The 14,662-nt window shown below is 64.5% G+C and carries 18 protein-coding genes; 9 read left to right on the forward strand and 9 right to left on the reverse strand.

Features of this window, described 5'->3' with window-relative positions:
- Positions 1-2: 2 nt before the first annotated feature.
- On the forward strand, positions 3-1,439 hold the full coding sequence (locus tag NKH89_RS05345) for an MFS transporter (RefSeq protein ID WP_352908468.1): 1,437 nt from the start codon (positions 3-5) through the stop codon (positions 1,437-1,439).
- Positions 1,440-1,464: 25 nt separating this feature from the next.
- Here NKH89_RS05345 and NKH89_RS05350 read toward each other — a convergent pair whose 3' ends face one another.
- Positions 1,465-2,481: a polyprenyl synthetase family protein gene (locus NKH89_RS05350; RefSeq protein ID WP_023716865.1), complete on the reverse strand. Its 1,017-nt coding sequence runs from the start codon at positions 2,479-2,481 to the stop codon at positions 1,465-1,467.
- 160 nt (positions 2,482-2,641) lie between these two features.
- Here NKH89_RS05350 and NKH89_RS05355 point away from each other — a divergent pair, with 160 nt between their 5' ends.
- The 6 genes from NKH89_RS05355 (at position 2,642) to moaB (ending at position 6,335) form a co-directional block, all read left to right on the forward strand.
- The gene (locus NKH89_RS05355; RefSeq protein WP_023716864.1) at positions 2,642-2,866 is read left to right on the forward strand and encodes a putative signal transducing protein; all 225 of its coding nucleotides are present in this window, start codon (positions 2,642-2,644) and stop codon (positions 2,864-2,866) included.
- Complete coding sequence (locus NKH89_RS05360; protein ID WP_352483733.1) at positions 2,866-3,666, forward strand: tRNA1(Val) (adenine(37)-N6)-methyltransferase; 801 nt, start codon at positions 2,866-2,868, stop codon at positions 3,664-3,666. The genes NKH89_RS05355 and NKH89_RS05360 overlap by 1 nt, the downstream gene beginning before the upstream one ends.
- An 87-nt stretch (positions 3,667-3,753) precedes the next feature.
- Entirely contained in the window at positions 3,754-4,611 is an 858-nt protein-coding gene (locus NKH89_RS05365; RefSeq protein ID WP_023716862.1) for a S49 family peptidase, read from the forward strand.
- Positions 4,612-4,691: 80 nt separating this feature from the next.
- Positions 4,692-4,877, forward strand: coding sequence for a membrane protein (locus NKH89_RS05370; protein ID WP_023674078.1), 186 nt, complete (start codon positions 4,692-4,694; stop codon positions 4,875-4,877).
- Between the two features lie 26 nt (positions 4,878-4,903).
- Positions 4,904-5,806, forward strand: a complete 903-nt coding sequence (locus tag NKH89_RS05375; protein WP_023716861.1) for a 4-(cytidine 5'-diphospho)-2-C-methyl-D-erythritol kinase — start codon at positions 4,904-4,906, stop codon at positions 5,804-5,806.
- Positions 5,793-6,335 carry a molybdenum cofactor biosynthesis protein B gene (moaB, locus tag NKH89_RS05380; RefSeq protein ID WP_023716860.1) on the forward strand — a complete coding sequence of 181 codons (543 nt, stop codon included), beginning with the start codon at positions 5,793-5,795 and terminating at the stop codon, positions 6,333-6,335. The genes NKH89_RS05375 and moaB overlap by 14 nt, the downstream gene beginning before the upstream one ends.
- Before the next feature lie 33 nt (positions 6,336-6,368).
- On the opposite strand, the gene NKH89_RS05385 is transcribed toward moaB, so the two are convergent.
- Positions 6,369-7,343 carry a hypothetical protein gene (locus NKH89_RS05385; protein ID WP_352849453.1) on the reverse strand — a complete coding sequence of 325 codons (975 nt, stop codon included), beginning with the start codon at positions 7,341-7,343 and terminating at the stop codon, positions 6,369-6,371.
- Between the two features lie 189 nt (positions 7,344-7,532).
- The gene (locus tag NKH89_RS05390) at positions 7,533-8,036 is read right to left on the reverse strand and encodes a glycosyltransferase (protein WP_023716858.1); all 504 of its coding nucleotides are present in this window, start codon (positions 8,034-8,036) and stop codon (positions 7,533-7,535) included.
- Between the two features lie 151 nt (positions 8,037-8,187).
- On the opposite strand from NKH89_RS05390, the gene NKH89_RS05395 reads away from it, so the two are divergent.
- Both NKH89_RS05395 and rnhB read left to right on the forward strand, forming a co-directional pair.
- Complete coding sequence (locus NKH89_RS05395; RefSeq protein ID WP_352483734.1) at positions 8,188-9,342, forward strand: PA0069 family radical SAM protein; 1,155 nt, start codon at positions 8,188-8,190, stop codon at positions 9,340-9,342.
- Positions 9,343-9,508: 166 nt separating this feature from the next.
- Positions 9,509-10,204, forward strand: coding sequence for a ribonuclease HII (gene rnhB / locus NKH89_RS05400; RefSeq protein ID WP_352483735.1), 696 nt, complete (start codon positions 9,509-9,511; stop codon positions 10,202-10,204).
- Between the two features lie 247 nt (positions 10,205-10,451).
- On the opposite strand, the gene NKH89_RS05405 is transcribed toward rnhB, so the two are convergent.
- The 6 genes from NKH89_RS05405 to NKH89_RS05430 form a co-directional block, all read right to left on the reverse strand.
- The gene (locus tag NKH89_RS05405; RefSeq protein WP_023716855.1) at positions 10,452-10,943 is read right to left on the reverse strand and encodes a F0F1 ATP synthase subunit B; all 492 of its coding nucleotides are present in this window, start codon (positions 10,941-10,943) and stop codon (positions 10,452-10,454) included.
- Positions 10,944-10,953: 10 nt separating this feature from the next.
- A complete protein-coding gene (locus NKH89_RS05410; protein WP_023716854.1) occupies positions 10,954-11,535 on the reverse strand; it encodes a F0F1 ATP synthase subunit B in 582 nt (193 codons plus the stop codon).
- A gap of 81 nt (positions 11,536-11,616) precedes the next feature.
- A complete protein-coding gene (locus NKH89_RS05415; RefSeq protein ID WP_006206606.1) occupies positions 11,617-11,841 on the reverse strand; it encodes a F0F1 ATP synthase subunit C in 225 nt (74 codons plus the stop codon).
- Positions 11,842-11,908: 67 nt separating this feature from the next.
- Complete coding sequence (locus NKH89_RS05420) at positions 11,909-12,667, reverse strand: F0F1 ATP synthase subunit A (RefSeq protein WP_023716853.1); 759 nt, start codon at positions 12,665-12,667, stop codon at positions 11,909-11,911.
- A 70-nt stretch (positions 12,668-12,737) separates the two neighbouring features.
- Positions 12,738-13,136, reverse strand: coding sequence for an AtpZ/AtpI family protein (locus tag NKH89_RS05425; RefSeq protein ID WP_023716852.1), 399 nt, complete (start codon positions 13,134-13,136; stop codon positions 12,738-12,740).
- Between the two features lie 255 nt (positions 13,137-13,391).
- Positions 13,392-14,576 (reverse strand): cell wall hydrolase, encoded by a 1,185-nt coding sequence (locus tag NKH89_RS05430; RefSeq protein WP_023716851.1) that lies wholly within the window; start codon positions 14,574-14,576, stop codon positions 13,392-13,394.
- Positions 14,577-14,662 lie beyond the last annotated feature (86 nt).

Consider the following 14,662-nt stretch of genomic DNA (forward strand, 5'->3'; position numbering starts at 1 on the left):
GCATGAGTTCACTCGATCAAGGCGCGCCGCTCGGGGCGATGGCAGCGCAAGGAACAACCAGCGCGAAGCGCGGCGCAACGCTGGCGCTGCTCGCCTTCGCGCAGCTCATCATCGCGCTCGACCTCAACATCGTCTTCGTGGCGTTGCCGGAGATCGGCGCCGGCCTCGGATTTTCAGGCCAGACCCTGCAATGGGTGGTCAGCGCCTATACCGTGTTCACCGGCGGCTTCCTACTGTTCGGCGGCCGGGCCGCCGACCTGATCGGCCAGCGCCGCGTCTTCATCTTCGCGCTCTGGCTCTACGCGCTCTCGTCCCTGGTCGGCGGCCTCGCATGGTCGCCGCAAATCATCATTGCGGCCCGCGCCGTGCAAGGCATCGGCGGCGCCTTCCTGTTTCCGGCGACGCTGTCGCTGATCAACCGTCTGTTCGCCGAAGGACCGGAACGCAACAGGGCGCTCGCCGTCTGGGGTGGCGCAGGCGCCAGCGGCCTGACGCTCGGTTCGCTTGCCGGCGGGTTTCTGACCAGCGCCTTCGGCTGGCCGTCGGTCTTCTACGTCAACGTGCTTTTGGCCGGGATCGCCATCATCGCGGCTTTCGCCATCATTCCGCGCGATCCGAAGCCGCACGAGCACCGCAGCTTCGATCTGCCGGGCGCGCTGACCGTCACCGCCGGCGCGACCTTGCTTGTCTTCACACTGGTTCAGGGGCCCGAATATGGCTGGGGATCGACCGCAATCATCGTCAGTGCAGCACTGGCGGCATTCTTCCTGATCGCTTTCACGATGATCGAGGCGAAGAGCGCCGATCCGCTGATGCCGCTGCGCCTGTTCCACAACCGCAGCCTCGTCGCCGGCATGACGATAACCTTCCTCTACATGGCCACTTTCGGAGCGCTGCCCTACTTCCTCACCGTGCTGTTGCAGAACGTGCACGGCTTCACCGCCTTGCAGACGGGCCTCGCCTTTCTCGTGCCGTCGGTCGCCATCGCCACCGGCACGCAAGCCGGCGAGCGTCTGGCGACGCGCTTTTCGACGCGCAGCACGCTGGTCGGCGGCATGATCGTCGGCGCGGTAGGCACAGCATTGATGGTATCAGGCGCGACCGCGGAGAGCAGCTATCTGTCCCTCGTACCCGGCCTGATCGTCTCCGGCGTCGGACAAGGCATCGTCTGGACAGCAATGTGGATTGCCGCCGCTTCCGGCGTTGCGCATGATCAGCAAGGCGTCGCCTCGGGGATGGCTTCGACGACACGCAATGTCGGCAATGCCGTCGGCATGGCCGTGCTGATTGCGATTGCGAACAGCCAAATCGGCGAATTGTCCGGCAATGCCTTGAAAATTGCCGTCGCCGACGGCATCCAGGTCGCCTTCTGGCTCGCGGCGGCGGGCATCGTCGTCAGCCTGCTCGCAGCAATGGTTCTTCCGGCAAAGGCGCGATGAGAACAGGCGCGGGCGCCGACGCCTGTCAATTCACCCGGCTGATGCAGAAATCGATGACGTCGATCAGCGCCGATTTCTGCGGCGTCGCCTCGAGCGGCGCCAGCGCGTCGCGGGCGATCTCGCCGAAGTGGCGGGCGCGTCCGATGGTGTCGGCAATTGCGCCGTGGCGGAGCATCAGGCCGACGGCCTTCTCCAGTCCGGCATCGTCGGCGGCATTGTCCTCGATGGCGCGTTTCCAGAAGCTGCGCTCGGCCTTTGTGCCGCGCCGATAGGCGAGGATCACCGGCAGCGTCACCTTGCCCTCGCGGAAATCGTCGCCGACATTCTTGCCGAGGTCCTTGCTGGTGCCGCCGTAATCCAGCGCATCATCGATCAGTTGGAAGGCAAGGCCGAGATTCATGCCGTAGGAGCGGAGTGCTGCGCGATCATTGCGCGTCGCCTGGGCGATGACTGGGCCGACCTCGGCGGCGGCCGAAAACAGCGCCGCGGTCTTGGCCTTGATCACGGCGAAATGCTCATCCTCGGTGGTCTCGAGGTTTTTGGCGGCGGCGAGCTGCATCACCTCGCCTTCGGCGATGACCGAGGCCGCGCTCGACAGGATATCGAGCGCTTCCAGCGAGCCGACATCGACCATCATGCGGAAGGCCTGGCCGAGTAGGAAATCGCCGACCAAAACACTGGCCTGGTTGCCCCAGATCATGCGCGCCGTCTTCTTGCCGCGCCGCATGCCGCTTTCATCGACAACGTCGTCGTGGAGAAGTGTCGCGGTGTGCATGAATTCAACCGACGTGGCGAGCTTGACGTGGCCGTCACCGGAATAGCCGAACATCTGGGCGGCGGCGAGCGTCAGCATCGGCCGCAGCCGTTTGCCGCCGGACGAGATCAAATGGTTGGCAATCTCCGGGATCATCTCGACGTCGGAGCCGGCCTTCGACAGGATCAGCTCGTTGACGCGCCCCATGTCGGCGGCGGTCAGGTCGATAAGGTCCTTGATCGAGGCGGCTTCCCGCTTCCCGTTTTCAATGTTGAGAACGACACCCACGGCAAAACTCCCAACCTCGATATGCACGACGGCAACATGGTCCCTGGACAGACTCTAGGGCGGCAGCCACCGGTGCGGCAAGAGGCGAATTGGCGCGGCGGCTCTGGTACATGATCACGTCCACGTTTACATCAACGCCGCAAACTGCGAGTTTCATCCGATGATAGAGCTCATCCGCACCAACGACGCCGTCATCATTTCCTTTGTCGAATCGCTGATGCGCGATGCCGGCATCGGCTTTTTCGTCGCCGACCAGAACATGAGCGTGCTCGACGGCTCGATCGGCATCCTGCCCCGCCGTGTCATGGTGGATGCCGACAAGGCCGATGCGGCGCGGCGCATCCTGACGGATGCCGGCATCGCCAACGAGATCCGCCAAAAATAATGTCCGCGTCGCCCGCTGCCCTTGTCCCGGACATGCCGGCTCATACGGTCGATGCCTTCCATCGCGGTCGCTTCTGGCTGGTGCAGCCGAGAAAGGCAGGTCACCGCGCCGGCATGGATGCGATGATGCTGGCGGCTGCCGTGCCGTCCTCGTTCGCCGGGCGGCTTGCAGACTTTGGCGCGGGTGCCGGTGCCGCCGGCCTGGCGGTACTGTCGCGCTGCCCCGGTGCCGAGGCAGTGCTCGTCGAGCGTTCTCCGGAAATGGCGGCCTTCGCCACAACCACGCTTGCCCATCCCGGCAACGCGCATCTCAGCGACCGCGCCTCGGTGCTCGTCGCCGATGTCGCGCTGTCGGGCCGGGCGCGAATGGCCGCCGGCCTCGAGGACAACAGCTTCGATTTCGTCATCATGAACCCGCCGTTCAATGCCGCCGAGGATCGCGCGACGCCCGATCCGCTGAGAAAGGCCGCGCATGTCGCGGAGGACGGGCTGTTCGACAGCTGGATCCGCAGCGCGGCGGCGGTGGTCAGGCCGGGCGGCGGGCTGGCCGTCATTGCCCGGCCGGAACAGCTCGGCGCCATCCTCGATGCCATTGCCGGCCGCTTCGGCGATGCCGAGATGCTGGCCGTCCATCCTCGCCCCGAAGCGGCAGCGATCCGCATCGTCGTCCGGGCAGCACTCGGCGCACGCGGCAAGCTGTCGATCCGGCCGCCGCTGATGCTGCATGCCTATTCAGGCAATGGCCCCTCGGAACGGGCAGAGCTGATCAATAACGGGTTGGCGTCGCTGTTCGGAGACTGATCCATTTTGATTGCCGGGGTAACGGCATTGCCGTTGGCCGGCGAATTCCTACATGCCTCAAGCAAATCGACCGGAGACAGCCCCCTCGTGAAACGTCTTTTCAATCGCCTGCTGCCGAAATCCTGGCGCTCGAACGTCGTCACCATTCCGGTCATCCGGCTGCACGGCACCATCATGCCCGGCGGCGGCCAGTTCCGGCCGAGCCTGTCGCTGGCGTCGACTGCCGGCCTTCTCGAAAAGCTGTTTTCCTTCGACGCGCCGGCGGTCGCCATCTCGATCAATTCGCCAGGCGGCTCGCCGGTGCAGTCGCGGCTGATTTTCAGGCGCATCCGCGACCTGGCAACGGAGAAAAACAAGAAGGTCCTGGTCTTCGTCGAGGACGTGGCGGCATCGGGCGGCTACATGATCGCGGTCGCCGGCGACGAGATCTTTGCCGACCCGTCCTCCATCGTCGGCTCGATCGGCGTGGTGTCGGCCTCGTTCGGCTTTCCGGAGCTGTTGAAGAAGATCGGCGTCGAGCGCCGCGTCCACACCGCCGGCCAGAACAAGGCGGTGCTCGACCCGTTCAAACCGGAAAAGAAGGAAGACGTCGAGCGCCTGAAGGCGCTGCAGCTCGAGGTCCACGAGACCTTCATCGATCTCGTCAAGGATAGGCGCGGCAGCAAGCTCAAGGACGATCCCGACCTGTTCACCGGCCTGTTCTGGACGGCCAAGAAGGGGCTCGAGCTCGGGCTGGTCGATGCCCTCGGCGACATGCGCAGCGTGCTGAAAAGCCGTTTCGGGCCGAAGACCCAGCTCAAGCTGATCACCGCGCCGCGCGGCCTGTTCGGCCGCTTCGGCCTGTTCGGCTCGAGTTTTTCGGCGCCCGATATTGCCGCCGCCGCGGCAAGCGGCGTCATCGATGCGGCGGAAGAGCGCGCGCTGTGGGCGCGCTTCGGGCTTTGAAAAGCCGGTGAAAGCGTCTAGCATAAATCATCAACCGACCCGACCGGCCGTCTTGCCGGCCTTGCGAGGGAGAGTTTGACATGCCGCAGATCATCTTCTTCGCCGTCGTCGGCATTGCCGCCTATTTCGGCTACCGCTCCTTCGTCAGGGAAGCCGAGCGAGTGACCGCCAAGGTGCGGCGTACCGAAAAGCAAGCCGCCAACGGTACGATGGGAACGCTGGTCAAGGATCCGAAGACCGGCGAATACCGTCTGGCCAAGGATTGACCGTCGTCTCCCTCGCGGCCGAGCCAGTGGATTCCGAGACCAGCATCCGGGCATCGCATGCGCACGCCAAGATAAATCTCGCGCTGCACGTCACCGGCCGGCGCGCCGACGGTTATCACACGATCGAAAGCCTGGCTGTGTTCACGCGCTTCGGCGACCGCATCGAGACGGAACTTGCCGACAGCGACGGGTTTTCCGTGTCCGGCAAATACGCCTCCGCGGTACCGGCCGACGACAATAATCTGGTGGCGAAAGCGCGCGACGCGCTGCGTCGCGAGGCCGGTCCCCAGCATGCGCCGGCTGTCGCCATCAGGCTCGAAAAGAACCTGCCGGTCGCGTCCGGCGTCGGCGGCGGGTCAAGCGACGCGGCGGCTGTGCTGCGTGCTCTGGTCCAGGCCTGGAGGCTCGACATCGGCGATGCCGAACTGGCGCGGATCGGCCTGTCGCTTGGCGCCGACGTGCCGATGTGCCTCGCAGCCAAGCCGCTGATAGCCCGCGGCATCGGCGACGAGCTGACGCTCGTGCGGAGTTTCCCGGCCCTGGGTCTGGTGCTCGTCAATCCAGGAACTGCCGTCTCGACGGCCGAAGTGTTCGAGGCGCTTGGCCGCCGCGACAATGCGGGGCTGCCGCCGCTGCCGCACAGCCTCGACTTCCACAGCATCCGCAACTGGCTGGAGATCACCCGCAACGATCTCGAGCCTGCGGCGCGTGCAATCCAGCCCGCCATCGGCAAGGCGCTTTCTGTGCTCAACAAGGCTGGAGCCGGTTTTGCCAGAATGTCTGGTTCCGGCGCCACCTGTTTCGGGCTGTTCGAGACCGGCAATGTGGCCAAGCGCGCGGCCGTCGATATCCGCAGCCGCCATCCCGACTGGTTTGTCGCCGCGACGCGAAGCATGACATCGGAGGCTGAGGCGCATGGCCAGGATTGACGAGAGCCGCCCCTTCGTTCCCGTACGCATCGCGGTACTGACCGTTTCAGATACGCGCAGCCTCGCCGACGACAAATCCGGGCAGACCCTGGCCGACCGCATCACCGAGGCCGGCCACATCCTCGCCGCTCGTGACATCGTCACCGACGACCGCGACAAGATCCGCGACAAGGTTTTGGGCTGGTCGAAGGACGATGCGATCGATGTCGTCATCACCACCGGCGGCACCGGCTTCACCGGCCGCGACGTGACGCCGGAGGCGCTGGAGCCGATCTTCGAAAAGCGCATGGACGGCTTTTCCGAAGTGTTCCACCGCATCTCCTACGACAAGATCGGCACTTCGACGATCCAGAGCCGGGCAACCGGCGGCGTCGTCAACGCCACCTTCGTCTTCGTGTTGCCGGGCTCGCCCGGCGCCTGCAAGGACGCCTGGGACGGCATTTTGAAGCCGCAGCTCGACTATCGGCACATGCCCTGCAACTTCGTCGAGATCATGCCGCGCCTGGACGAGCATTTGCGGCGCGGCTGAGACGGAGCGAGGTATCAGCCGGGCGATCCCGCCTCAGCGAATGACCGGCTCGCCGTGAAACCGCCGGCGCGACGGCGGCGAGACGCCGAAGCCGACTTCCATCATCAGTCGTGGCGTGCGCGTCGGCACGGTACCCATATGGAAGCCGAACGGATCCTCGACAAAGCCGAGACCGGCCTGCCCCGTCAGCGTGACCGGGCTCTGCTCGCCATAGACGCCCAGCACCTCTTCCGCCGAATGGCCGACCAGAAGCGTCAGCTGATGCTTCAGGATGCGGCGGTTGTGGGAGCCGCGGACATAGACATGCGGCCCGGTGTCGTTGTCGACCGGCACCAGGTAGAAAAAGAACTTCAGCATGCGCCAGTCGTCGAGGTCGAAATGGTATTTGCCGAGCGAAGCCATGTTCTTGTCGGCGTCCGAGACGCCACCGGTCGGAAAGCTCCACCAGACGCGGGTGGTGATCAGCTTGGCCTGGCTGCCGAGATAGTGCGCTGCGATGTCGAGGAGTAGCGGATCGAGCTGCACGGCGACCGCAGCGTTGCAGTCGAGGACCCGCTCGAAATAGTGGCCGCTGAGCAGCGGGCGGCCGAAATGCTTTTCTGCATCGGCGTGTTTTTCGGGCAGGAATTCCAGCCGGCGGTCGAAATTGCCGAAGCATGGCGTGTGCTCGGCGAAGCGGGCGATCTCCTCATGGATGGCGGCTGGCAGCGTCAGGCCCGAATAGAGCCCCTCCGTCCGCAGCGCGCCGACGACGGCATCGCGATCGACGCCGGCGAACATCGTTTCACTGACATTGCGCGCCGGCCGAACCGGCTTCGCACCGCGCCAGTGCAGCCGCCGCGCCGGCATGGTGCGCGCCAGCATGAACATCGGCAGCCATGCCGGATTCTCGCGAAGGTCGGAAAGATAGGTCGGAATGCGGGCGGCGATGCGGCGCAGCGTACCGCCGTTGCGTGCGATCGCCTCGAGGCTTGCAGCGCCGGACTTGTCAGGGCTTGAAAGGGTCATCGGGGTCCTCAAATGTCGAGGGAACAGCATCGACGATAGTCGTCGTCGCCGCTCCGGCACACCCCAAACCCATTCGCCCGTATCGCTGGGAATGGTAACCCCCGGCCAGATTTTGTGCAATGCACAATAAACGACAACCCGCCAGAAAATTTGCTTGGGCGGCGTTTCCTAGGCCGGGATGGTAAGCCGTCACTTCCGCGGCGCCACCCAGATCTCGGCGTGGAGCCTTCTTGTCGCCAGGCCGCGGGCGATCGCTTCGGCGCTGCGGGCGCTCTTAGACAGCGCGGCGGCCTGACGCTTGCTGATCACCAAGCCTTCGGCGAGAGCGCGATTTCCGGCAAAGACCCGCGACAGGAACGGCGCGCGGCTGCCGCGTGCCCGTGAAAATCGCGCCGCCATGGTTTGCCTGGCCGTATGGGCGACGACCTCGTCGATCCAGCCCTCCCCCAGCCGCGCTCCCGGTTCCAGCAAAAGCAGCCAGTCGCCCTTGGCCTGCCTGATGCCGGCGGCGATGCCGCCGCTGACATAGTGGCAGCCGGCATGTTCGGCGACGCGGTGCGTCTGATCGGTCGAGCCGGTGTCGCAGACGAGAACGTCGCGCACCACGCCTTCGACCGCGCCGCCGATCAGCGAGGCGAGCGTGCGGGCGAGGCCCTCCTCGTCATTCAGGGTTTCGATCAGGACGCTGAGCATGTTTAGCCGAATAGCGGAAAGCGGTGGGCAGCGCCAGTTTTTGCGGCACGCCGCGAGAAAGTTCTTGCTTTGTTCCACTCGGTGCGATAGGAATACATTCATGAGCAGAGCGATTCGACAGCGGGCGGACAGTCCCTGGGAAAGGGCCAAAATGGAACAGATCGTGCGTGCCGACATTGCCGCCTTCGGCGCTGGCAGGGCCGAGATGGCGAATGCGATGATCGAGCAGAGCGGCATGCGCGTCCGCCCAGACCGCAATCGCGGCAGGTCGGCGGGCATCAATCCGTCCGGCCGTTTCGAGCCGGTCAGCCGGCATGTGTTCGACGACGGCTGGAATTCGCTGGAGGAGCTGCCGCCCTTCAAGACCGAGGTACAGGTCGAGAAGCCGCGCACCATCATCACCCGCAACGAATCGCCCGACATCTCCTTCGACCGCTCGATCAATCCCTATCGCGGCTGCGAACATGGCTGCGTCTATTGCTTCGCGCGGCCGACGCACAGCTTCATGGGCCTGTCGCCGGGGCTGGATTTCGAATCGAAGCTGTTTGCCAAGCCGGATGCGGCGCGGCTGCTCGACAAGGAATTGTCCAGGGATAATTACCAGCCGCGCACCATCGCCATCGGCACCAACACCGATCCCTACCAGCCGATCGAGAAGCAATACCGGATCATGCGCGAGATCCTCGAAGTGCTGGAGGCGCGCGGGCATCCGGTCGGCATCGTCACCAAGTCAGCGCTGGTGACACGCGACATCGACATTCTGTCACGCATGGCCGAACGCGGGCTGGCCAAGGTGGCACTGTCGGTGACGACATTGGACAGGATGCTGGCCAGAACGATGGAGCCGCGCGCGTCGACGCCGACCAAGCGGCTGGAGGCGATCAGGCAGCTTTCGGACGCCGGCATTCCGGCCTCGGTGATGGTCGCGCCGATCATCCCCGGACTGACCGACTCGGAAATGGAGCGCATTCTCGATTCGGCGCAGGCAGCGGGCGCGCGTGAAGCGGGCTATGTGCTGCTGCGCCTGCCGCTGGAGGTCGCGCCGATCTTCAAGGACTGGCTGCTGCGCCACTATCCCGACCGCTATCGCCACGTCATGTCGCTGATCCGTTCGATGCGCGACGGCAAGGACTACGATTCGGAATGGGGCAAGCGCATGAAAGGCTCCGGCCCTTATGCCTGGCAGATCGGCCGCCGTTTCGAGATCGCCGCCAAACGGCTCGGCCTCAATGCCGAGCGGCGCTCGCTGAGGACCGACCGGTTCGTCCCCGCCGCCAAGGCAACCGAGCAGCTGATGCTGCTGTGACAAAGCGTCTCGCGCCAGCCGCTTGAAGCGGCCGCAGCAGGCGAAAAATCCCGTCCGGCCTGTCCTGTCCCCGGGCTTGCAGACGGTAGCCCCTCCTGGTCCGGTGCCCCGCCCGACCCGGAGGGGACTTGCGGAGAATCGGAGCCGATGCGAACCTCGCCGCACCATGGCTCGCCCGCGTTCCGATTCTCCGCTTCTCTTCGAAATCGTCGAGAAACCCGACTTCTCGTTCGAGACGAAGGCGATGGCCGAAGGCCTGTGGCCGGTGGCGGGGATGGACGAGGCCGGCCGCGGCCCGCTCGCCGGGCCGGTGGTGGCTGCAGCGGTGGTGCTCGATCCCGCCAACATCCCCGACGGCCTCGATGATTCCAAGCGGCTGACGCATTTGCAGCGCGAGGCGCTGTTCCTGAAAATCCTCGGCTCCGCACTCGCCGTATCGATGGCCTCGGTCAGCGCCGAAGGCATCGATGCCTCCAACATCCTCAAGGCCAGCCTGGAGGCGATGCGCCGTGCAGTGGCCGGCCTGTCAATCCGGCCGAAGCTGGCGCTGGCCGACGGCCGCGACGTGCCGCCCGGCCTGCCCTGCGAGGGCAAAGCGCTGATCAAGGGCGACCAGCGCTCGCAGTCGATCGCTGCAGCCTCGATCGTCGCCAAGGTGTTGCGCGACCGCATGATGTGCGGCTGCGGCAGCCATCATGCGCGTTACGGCTTCGAGCTGCATATGGGCTACGCCACTGTGCGCCATCGCACGGCGATCGATCTGCACGGGCCAGTGGCACGGCTGCACCGCGCCTCCTTCGCGCCGTTCCGGTTCGGCGGCACCGAGGTGCTGGAGGAAGAGGGCCTTTCGGGCCTGGATTGAGCGAAAGCGGCTAGGCGTAATCTCCCCCTAGAGGGGGAGATGGCCAGGCCAGAGGGGGTCGCCTCGCGTGAAGCGCCAACCTTCTCTTTCGTCCCACATGGCGTCGCGCCAGGACGTACTGACCCCCTCTGTCGCCTTCGGCGACATCTCCCCCTCGAGGGGGGAGATTTGCGCTCAGCCGCTTTCGCTAACAAAAAAGCCGCCAGGTTTCCCAGGCGGCCTTGGATGAATTTCTCGACGACGTCGCTTAATTCAGCTTCGACTTCAAATCCTGCAGCGAGGCGTTGAAAAGGTCGGCGCCGGCCTTGGCGTCGATCTTGCCGGCCAGCAGCGCGCGCGCGGCTTCGACCGCGATGTCGACGGCGCTGGCGCGCACTTCGCCGATCGCCTCGCGCTCGGCCTGGCCGATCTTCTGCTCTGCCAAGGCGGTACGCCGGGCGACATAATCCTCGGTCTTCTTGTGCGCCTCGGCGGCGAGCATGTCGGCTTCGCGCTTGGCGGCGGCGACGATGGCCGCGGCCTCCTGCTCGGCTTCCTTGCGCTTGCGCTGATATTGGCCGAGCAACTGCTGGGCCTCTTCGCGCAACCGGCGCGCTTCCTCGAGTTCGCTGCTGATCTTGTCGGCACGGGCATCGAGCGCCTTGGCGATCATGCCCGGCACCTTGATGTAGATGGCAATGCCGAGGAAGATTATGAGGGCAACGGTTGCCCAAAGCGTCGCGAGAGATGTGGCGTCCATGATGCGCTCCTCACCCGGCCACGGATTTGACCGCGGCCGCGATCTCGGCCTTGCTGGCCTTGCCGCCGACCAGCGCCTCGACGATGGCCGAAGCGGTGTCCTCGGCGATCGTGCCGACTTCCTTCATGGCATTGGCCTTGATGGAAGATATGCGCGCCTCGGCCTCGCCAAGCTTCTGGTCAAGCGCTGCCTCGATCGTCTTGCGGGCAGCCTCGGCTTCCGCCTTGGCCGCATCGTTGGCCTGCTGGCCGATCGCATTGGCCTTGCCCTTGGCTTCCGCCAATTCCTGCTCATAGGCGGCAACGGCGGCATCGGCCTCGCCTTTCAGCCGGGCAGCATGATCGAGATCCTGCGTGATGCGGTCGTTGCGCACGTCGATGATGCCGCCGACGCGCGGCATCACTACCCGCTTCAAGAAGAGGTAGAACAGCCCGAAAGTGATTGCCAGCCACAGCAGCTGTGACGGGTACGTCGCCGGATTGAATGGCGGGAACGTGCCGTGCGCCTCGGCAGGCACGCCGGTGGCGGCGTGCGTTTCGCCTTCCGTTGCGGCGGGCGCGGACTCTTGCGCAAAGGCAGATGTCACGAACATGGACTATCCCCGAAATTCAGACCCGCCGCAGGATCGCGGCCGGCCTGTTCAATTCTTCCCAATGTTCAGCCGAACAAGTATTCAGCCGAACAGGGCGAGAAGCGCGATGAGAAGCGAGAAAATACCCAGCGCTTCGGTCACGGCGAAGCCGAAAATCAGGCGGCCGAACTGGCCGTCGGCGGCCGACGGGTTGCGCAGCGCGCCCGCCAGATAGCTGCCGAATATGTTGCCGAGGCCAATGCCCGCGCCGCCCATGCCGAGGCATGCGATGCCGGCGCCGATGTACTTTGCTGCTTCTGCGTCCATTTGTTCAACTCCTTTGGATCTAAAATTCCGTTGCAAATTCGATCCGGCGGCAATGCCGGAAACCTTGTTAGTGCCCGGGATGCAGGGCGTCGTTGAGATACATGCAAGTCAGCACGGCAAAGACGTAGGCCTGCAGGAACGCGACCAGCAGCTCCAGCGCCGTCAGCGCCACGGCCATCGCCAGCGGCAGAACCGAGCCCGCCACGCCGACCGCGCCGAGCGCGCTCAGGCTGACGACAAAGCCCGAGAACACTTTCAGCGTGATGTGACCGGCAAGCATGTTGGCGAACAGACGAACCGAGAGGCTGACCGGACGCGAGACGAAGGAAATCACCTCGATCAGCACCACCAGCGGCAGCAGGTAGACCGGCACGCCATGCGGGACGAACAGCTTCAGGAAGCCAAAGCCGTGCTTGGTGAAGCCGTAGACGACGACCGTTCCGATCACCAGCGCAGCGAGGCCGAAGGTGACGATGATGTGGCTGGTGATGGTGAAGAAATATGGGAACAGGCCAAGCAGGTTGGCGACAAGCACGAACATGAACAGCGAGAACACGAAGGGGAAGAACTTCATGCCTTGCGTGCCCGCGGCGTCCCTCAGCATATTGCCGACAAATTCATAGGCCATTTCCGAGACCGACTGAAGGCGGCCGGGAACGAGGCTGCGGCTCGACGTGCTGAGGTAGAGAAACGCCGATGCAACAGCAACCGTCGCAAGCATAAACAGAGCCGAATTGGTGAAAGACAGGTCGTAGCCGCCGATGTGAATCGGAATGATCGGCTGAATCTGGAACTGGTGGATCGGATCGACCTTGTCAGCAGCCACTTTAAATCCCCATCGAAGCCGCAGACGGCTTGAGTATCCTGTTCAATGCGCCGGCATGCGGCGCCTCAATTCATTCTTTCGGATCGCGCGGTTTGTCGCCCGTTCCGAATTCCGACACAAGCCCGGCTGAACGCAGGACATTGAGCACGCCGGCGCCAAAACCCAGCAACAGCCCGACTATCAGACCCCATGGCGATGTCCCCGCCACGCGATCGATAAACCAGCCGAGAGCCGCGCCGACCACTATCCCGGCGATGAACTCGCTGGACAGCTTGAGCGCCTGGCCGTACCCGGCCACACTGCCCGCTTTCGCGTCGTCTTTCCCCTCGAGCCGGTCCGGCCGCCTTGTCGCAAGCGATGCTTCAAGGTCGCGCCGACGGCGCTCAAGATCGTCGTCGCGGATGTCGGCTTCATGCTGCTTGCCGCGGCCGGTTTTTCCGGTTCCGTCTGGCCCATTCTTGTCGGCCACGCAACCCCCCTGCCCGGTCAGACCGTCACCGTCCGTCCGCTTCTTAAAGTCGCCGGCAACATAGTTAGAGGGTCCGCGCCCGTCAAGCCACGAGCGGACGTTCAAGCTCAAGTATTTTTTCGTTATAAATCAGCTACTTGCTTGGGTGCGACATCGTGCCCGACGCGGTCTCTGGCGGGCTGCGGCCGAATCCCCACGACGACGGGTCTTCGATCGGCCGCTCTCCCGCGAAAGATGCAAGGGCTGCCCGAGCACTCAGCTCCAGCCGCCGCCATAGGTGCGGTAGAAGATATGCAGGCCGATCCTGGTCATTTTCTTCATCGTCCTCGCCCAGCCCGGATGGACGTAGTTGGCGTAATAATGGGTCGACGAGCCGACTTCCGGAATGAATATCTTGCCGGCTGTGACAGCCATGGCGACATCCTGGGCGGTCTTGTAGGCGGCGGGATTGTCGATGCGCTTCTTCCTGCCGTCGCAGGCGAAGGAAAACTGGCAGCGGTTGAACCAGTTGTCGTTCTGGTAGACGACGCCGCAGATCGAGTTCGGATAGGCCGGGTTGCGGACGCGGTTGAGGATAACCTGGGCGACGGCGGCCTGGCCGCGCACGGATTCGCCGCGCGCCTCGAAATAGATGCCGTTGGCGAGACAGGCCTGCTCCGGTTTGGAAAAGACGCTCGCCGGCAGCGGCGTCTGCATCCAAGAATGATCGCCCTTGCTCAGCGGTGGAATGAAGCGGCCATCGTTCGGGTCCTCGTCCTGCAGCAAGGCCTCGAAAGGCGATGCCTTGGCATAGTCGGGAGCCGACGAGGCATAGGCGGTTGCCAGCACGTCGGGATGATCGTTGTTGACCAGCGCGGCAAGCATCGCCGGCACGCCGGGATCCGGCTTCTTGTCGACGCGCGTGTGGAAGGCGGCGGCGATCTGGATTTCCTTGCCTTTGATCTCGGGCTTGGCGAAAGCCATCCTCAGGCCGCTGTCCATGCTTGGGCGGAGCAGTGAGGAGGTGCGCTCGAAGATCGAGCCGGCGTTGAAGTTCTTCGGCGGCGAGACGGGCGAGACCTGGATGATGCGGCCCTTCTTGTCGGCACGCGTGATACGGTTCTCGTCCGGCGTCGTGCCGGCGATGCCGCCCTTGCCGCGAAACGAGACGGAGCCGATGCCGGGCAGTTGGACGCCGGAGCCGGAGAGCGAGCCGGTGCTGCTGGAATCGAGGAAGGGCATTTCGGCGGCGTGAACGGAGCCGGCGACGGACTTCTCGACATAGGCGTTCCAGCGGACGCTCGGCGCCTCAAGGCCGGAGACCAGGCTTGTCATGTCCTGATAGGCAGCGACCGTCGGAAAGCCGATCCAGATGCCAAGGCCAATAATAAACGGAGACAGGAAGGAACGTTTTTTGTCACCGGCGGCGGCGACAAGCCGCGTCAAAACACGTCGATGCACGGAACTCTCCAGAAACGCAACGGACCCCACTGGAGAGCTACAATGATGCATTAACCTTGATGGGGCGTTAACAGCTTAGAACGTTG

Origin of the sequence: Mesorhizobium sp. M0923 (assembly GCF_040319365.1) — a bacterium.
In the GTDB taxonomy this organism is placed as follows: domain Bacteria; phylum Pseudomonadota; class Alphaproteobacteria; order Rhizobiales; family Rhizobiaceae; genus Mesorhizobium.

Bases quoted from the DNA above. Each gene is read 5' to 3' on its own strand.
- NKH89_RS05370 (WP_023674078.1), top strand. From the start codon at position 4,692: ATGCCGCAGATCATCTTCTTCGCCGTCGTCGGCATTGCCGCCTATTTC.
- moaB (WP_023716860.1), top strand. From the start codon at position 5,793: ATGGCCAGGATTGACGAGAGCCGCCCCTTCGTTCCCGTACGCATCGCG.
- NKH89_RS05410 (WP_023716854.1), bottom strand. From the start codon at position 11,535: ATGTTCGTGACATCTGCCTTTGCGCAAGAGTCCGCGCCCGCCGCAACG.
- NKH89_RS05385 (WP_352849453.1), bottom strand. From the start codon at position 7,343: ATGACCCTTTCAAGCCCTGACAAGTCCGGCGCTGCAAGCCTCGAGGCG.
- NKH89_RS05345 (WP_352908468.1), top strand. From the start codon at position 3: ATGAGTTCACTCGATCAAGGCGCGCCGCTCGGGGCGATGGCAGCGCAA.
- NKH89_RS05405 (WP_023716855.1), bottom strand. From the start codon at position 10,943: ATGGACGCCACATCTCTCGCGACGCTTTGGGCAACCGTTGCCCTCATA.
- rnhB (WP_352483735.1), top strand. From the start codon at position 9,509: ATGGCTCGCCCGCGTTCCGATTCTCCGCTTCTCTTCGAAATCGTCGAG.
- NKH89_RS05360 (WP_352483733.1), top strand. From the start codon at position 2,866: ATGTCCGCGTCGCCCGCTGCCCTTGTCCCGGACATGCCGGCTCATACG.
- NKH89_RS05395 (WP_352483734.1), top strand. From the start codon at position 8,188: ATGGAACAGATCGTGCGTGCCGACATTGCCGCCTTCGGCGCTGGCAGG.
- NKH89_RS05415 (WP_006206606.1), bottom strand. From the start codon at position 11,841: ATGGACGCAGAAGCAGCAAAGTACATCGGCGCCGGCATCGCATGCCTC.
- NKH89_RS05390 (WP_023716858.1), bottom strand. From the start codon at position 8,036: ATGCTCAGCGTCCTGATCGAAACCCTGAATGACGAGGAGGGCCTCGCC.
- NKH89_RS05355 (WP_023716864.1), top strand. From the start codon at position 2,642: ATGATAGAGCTCATCCGCACCAACGACGCCGTCATCATTTCCTTTGTC.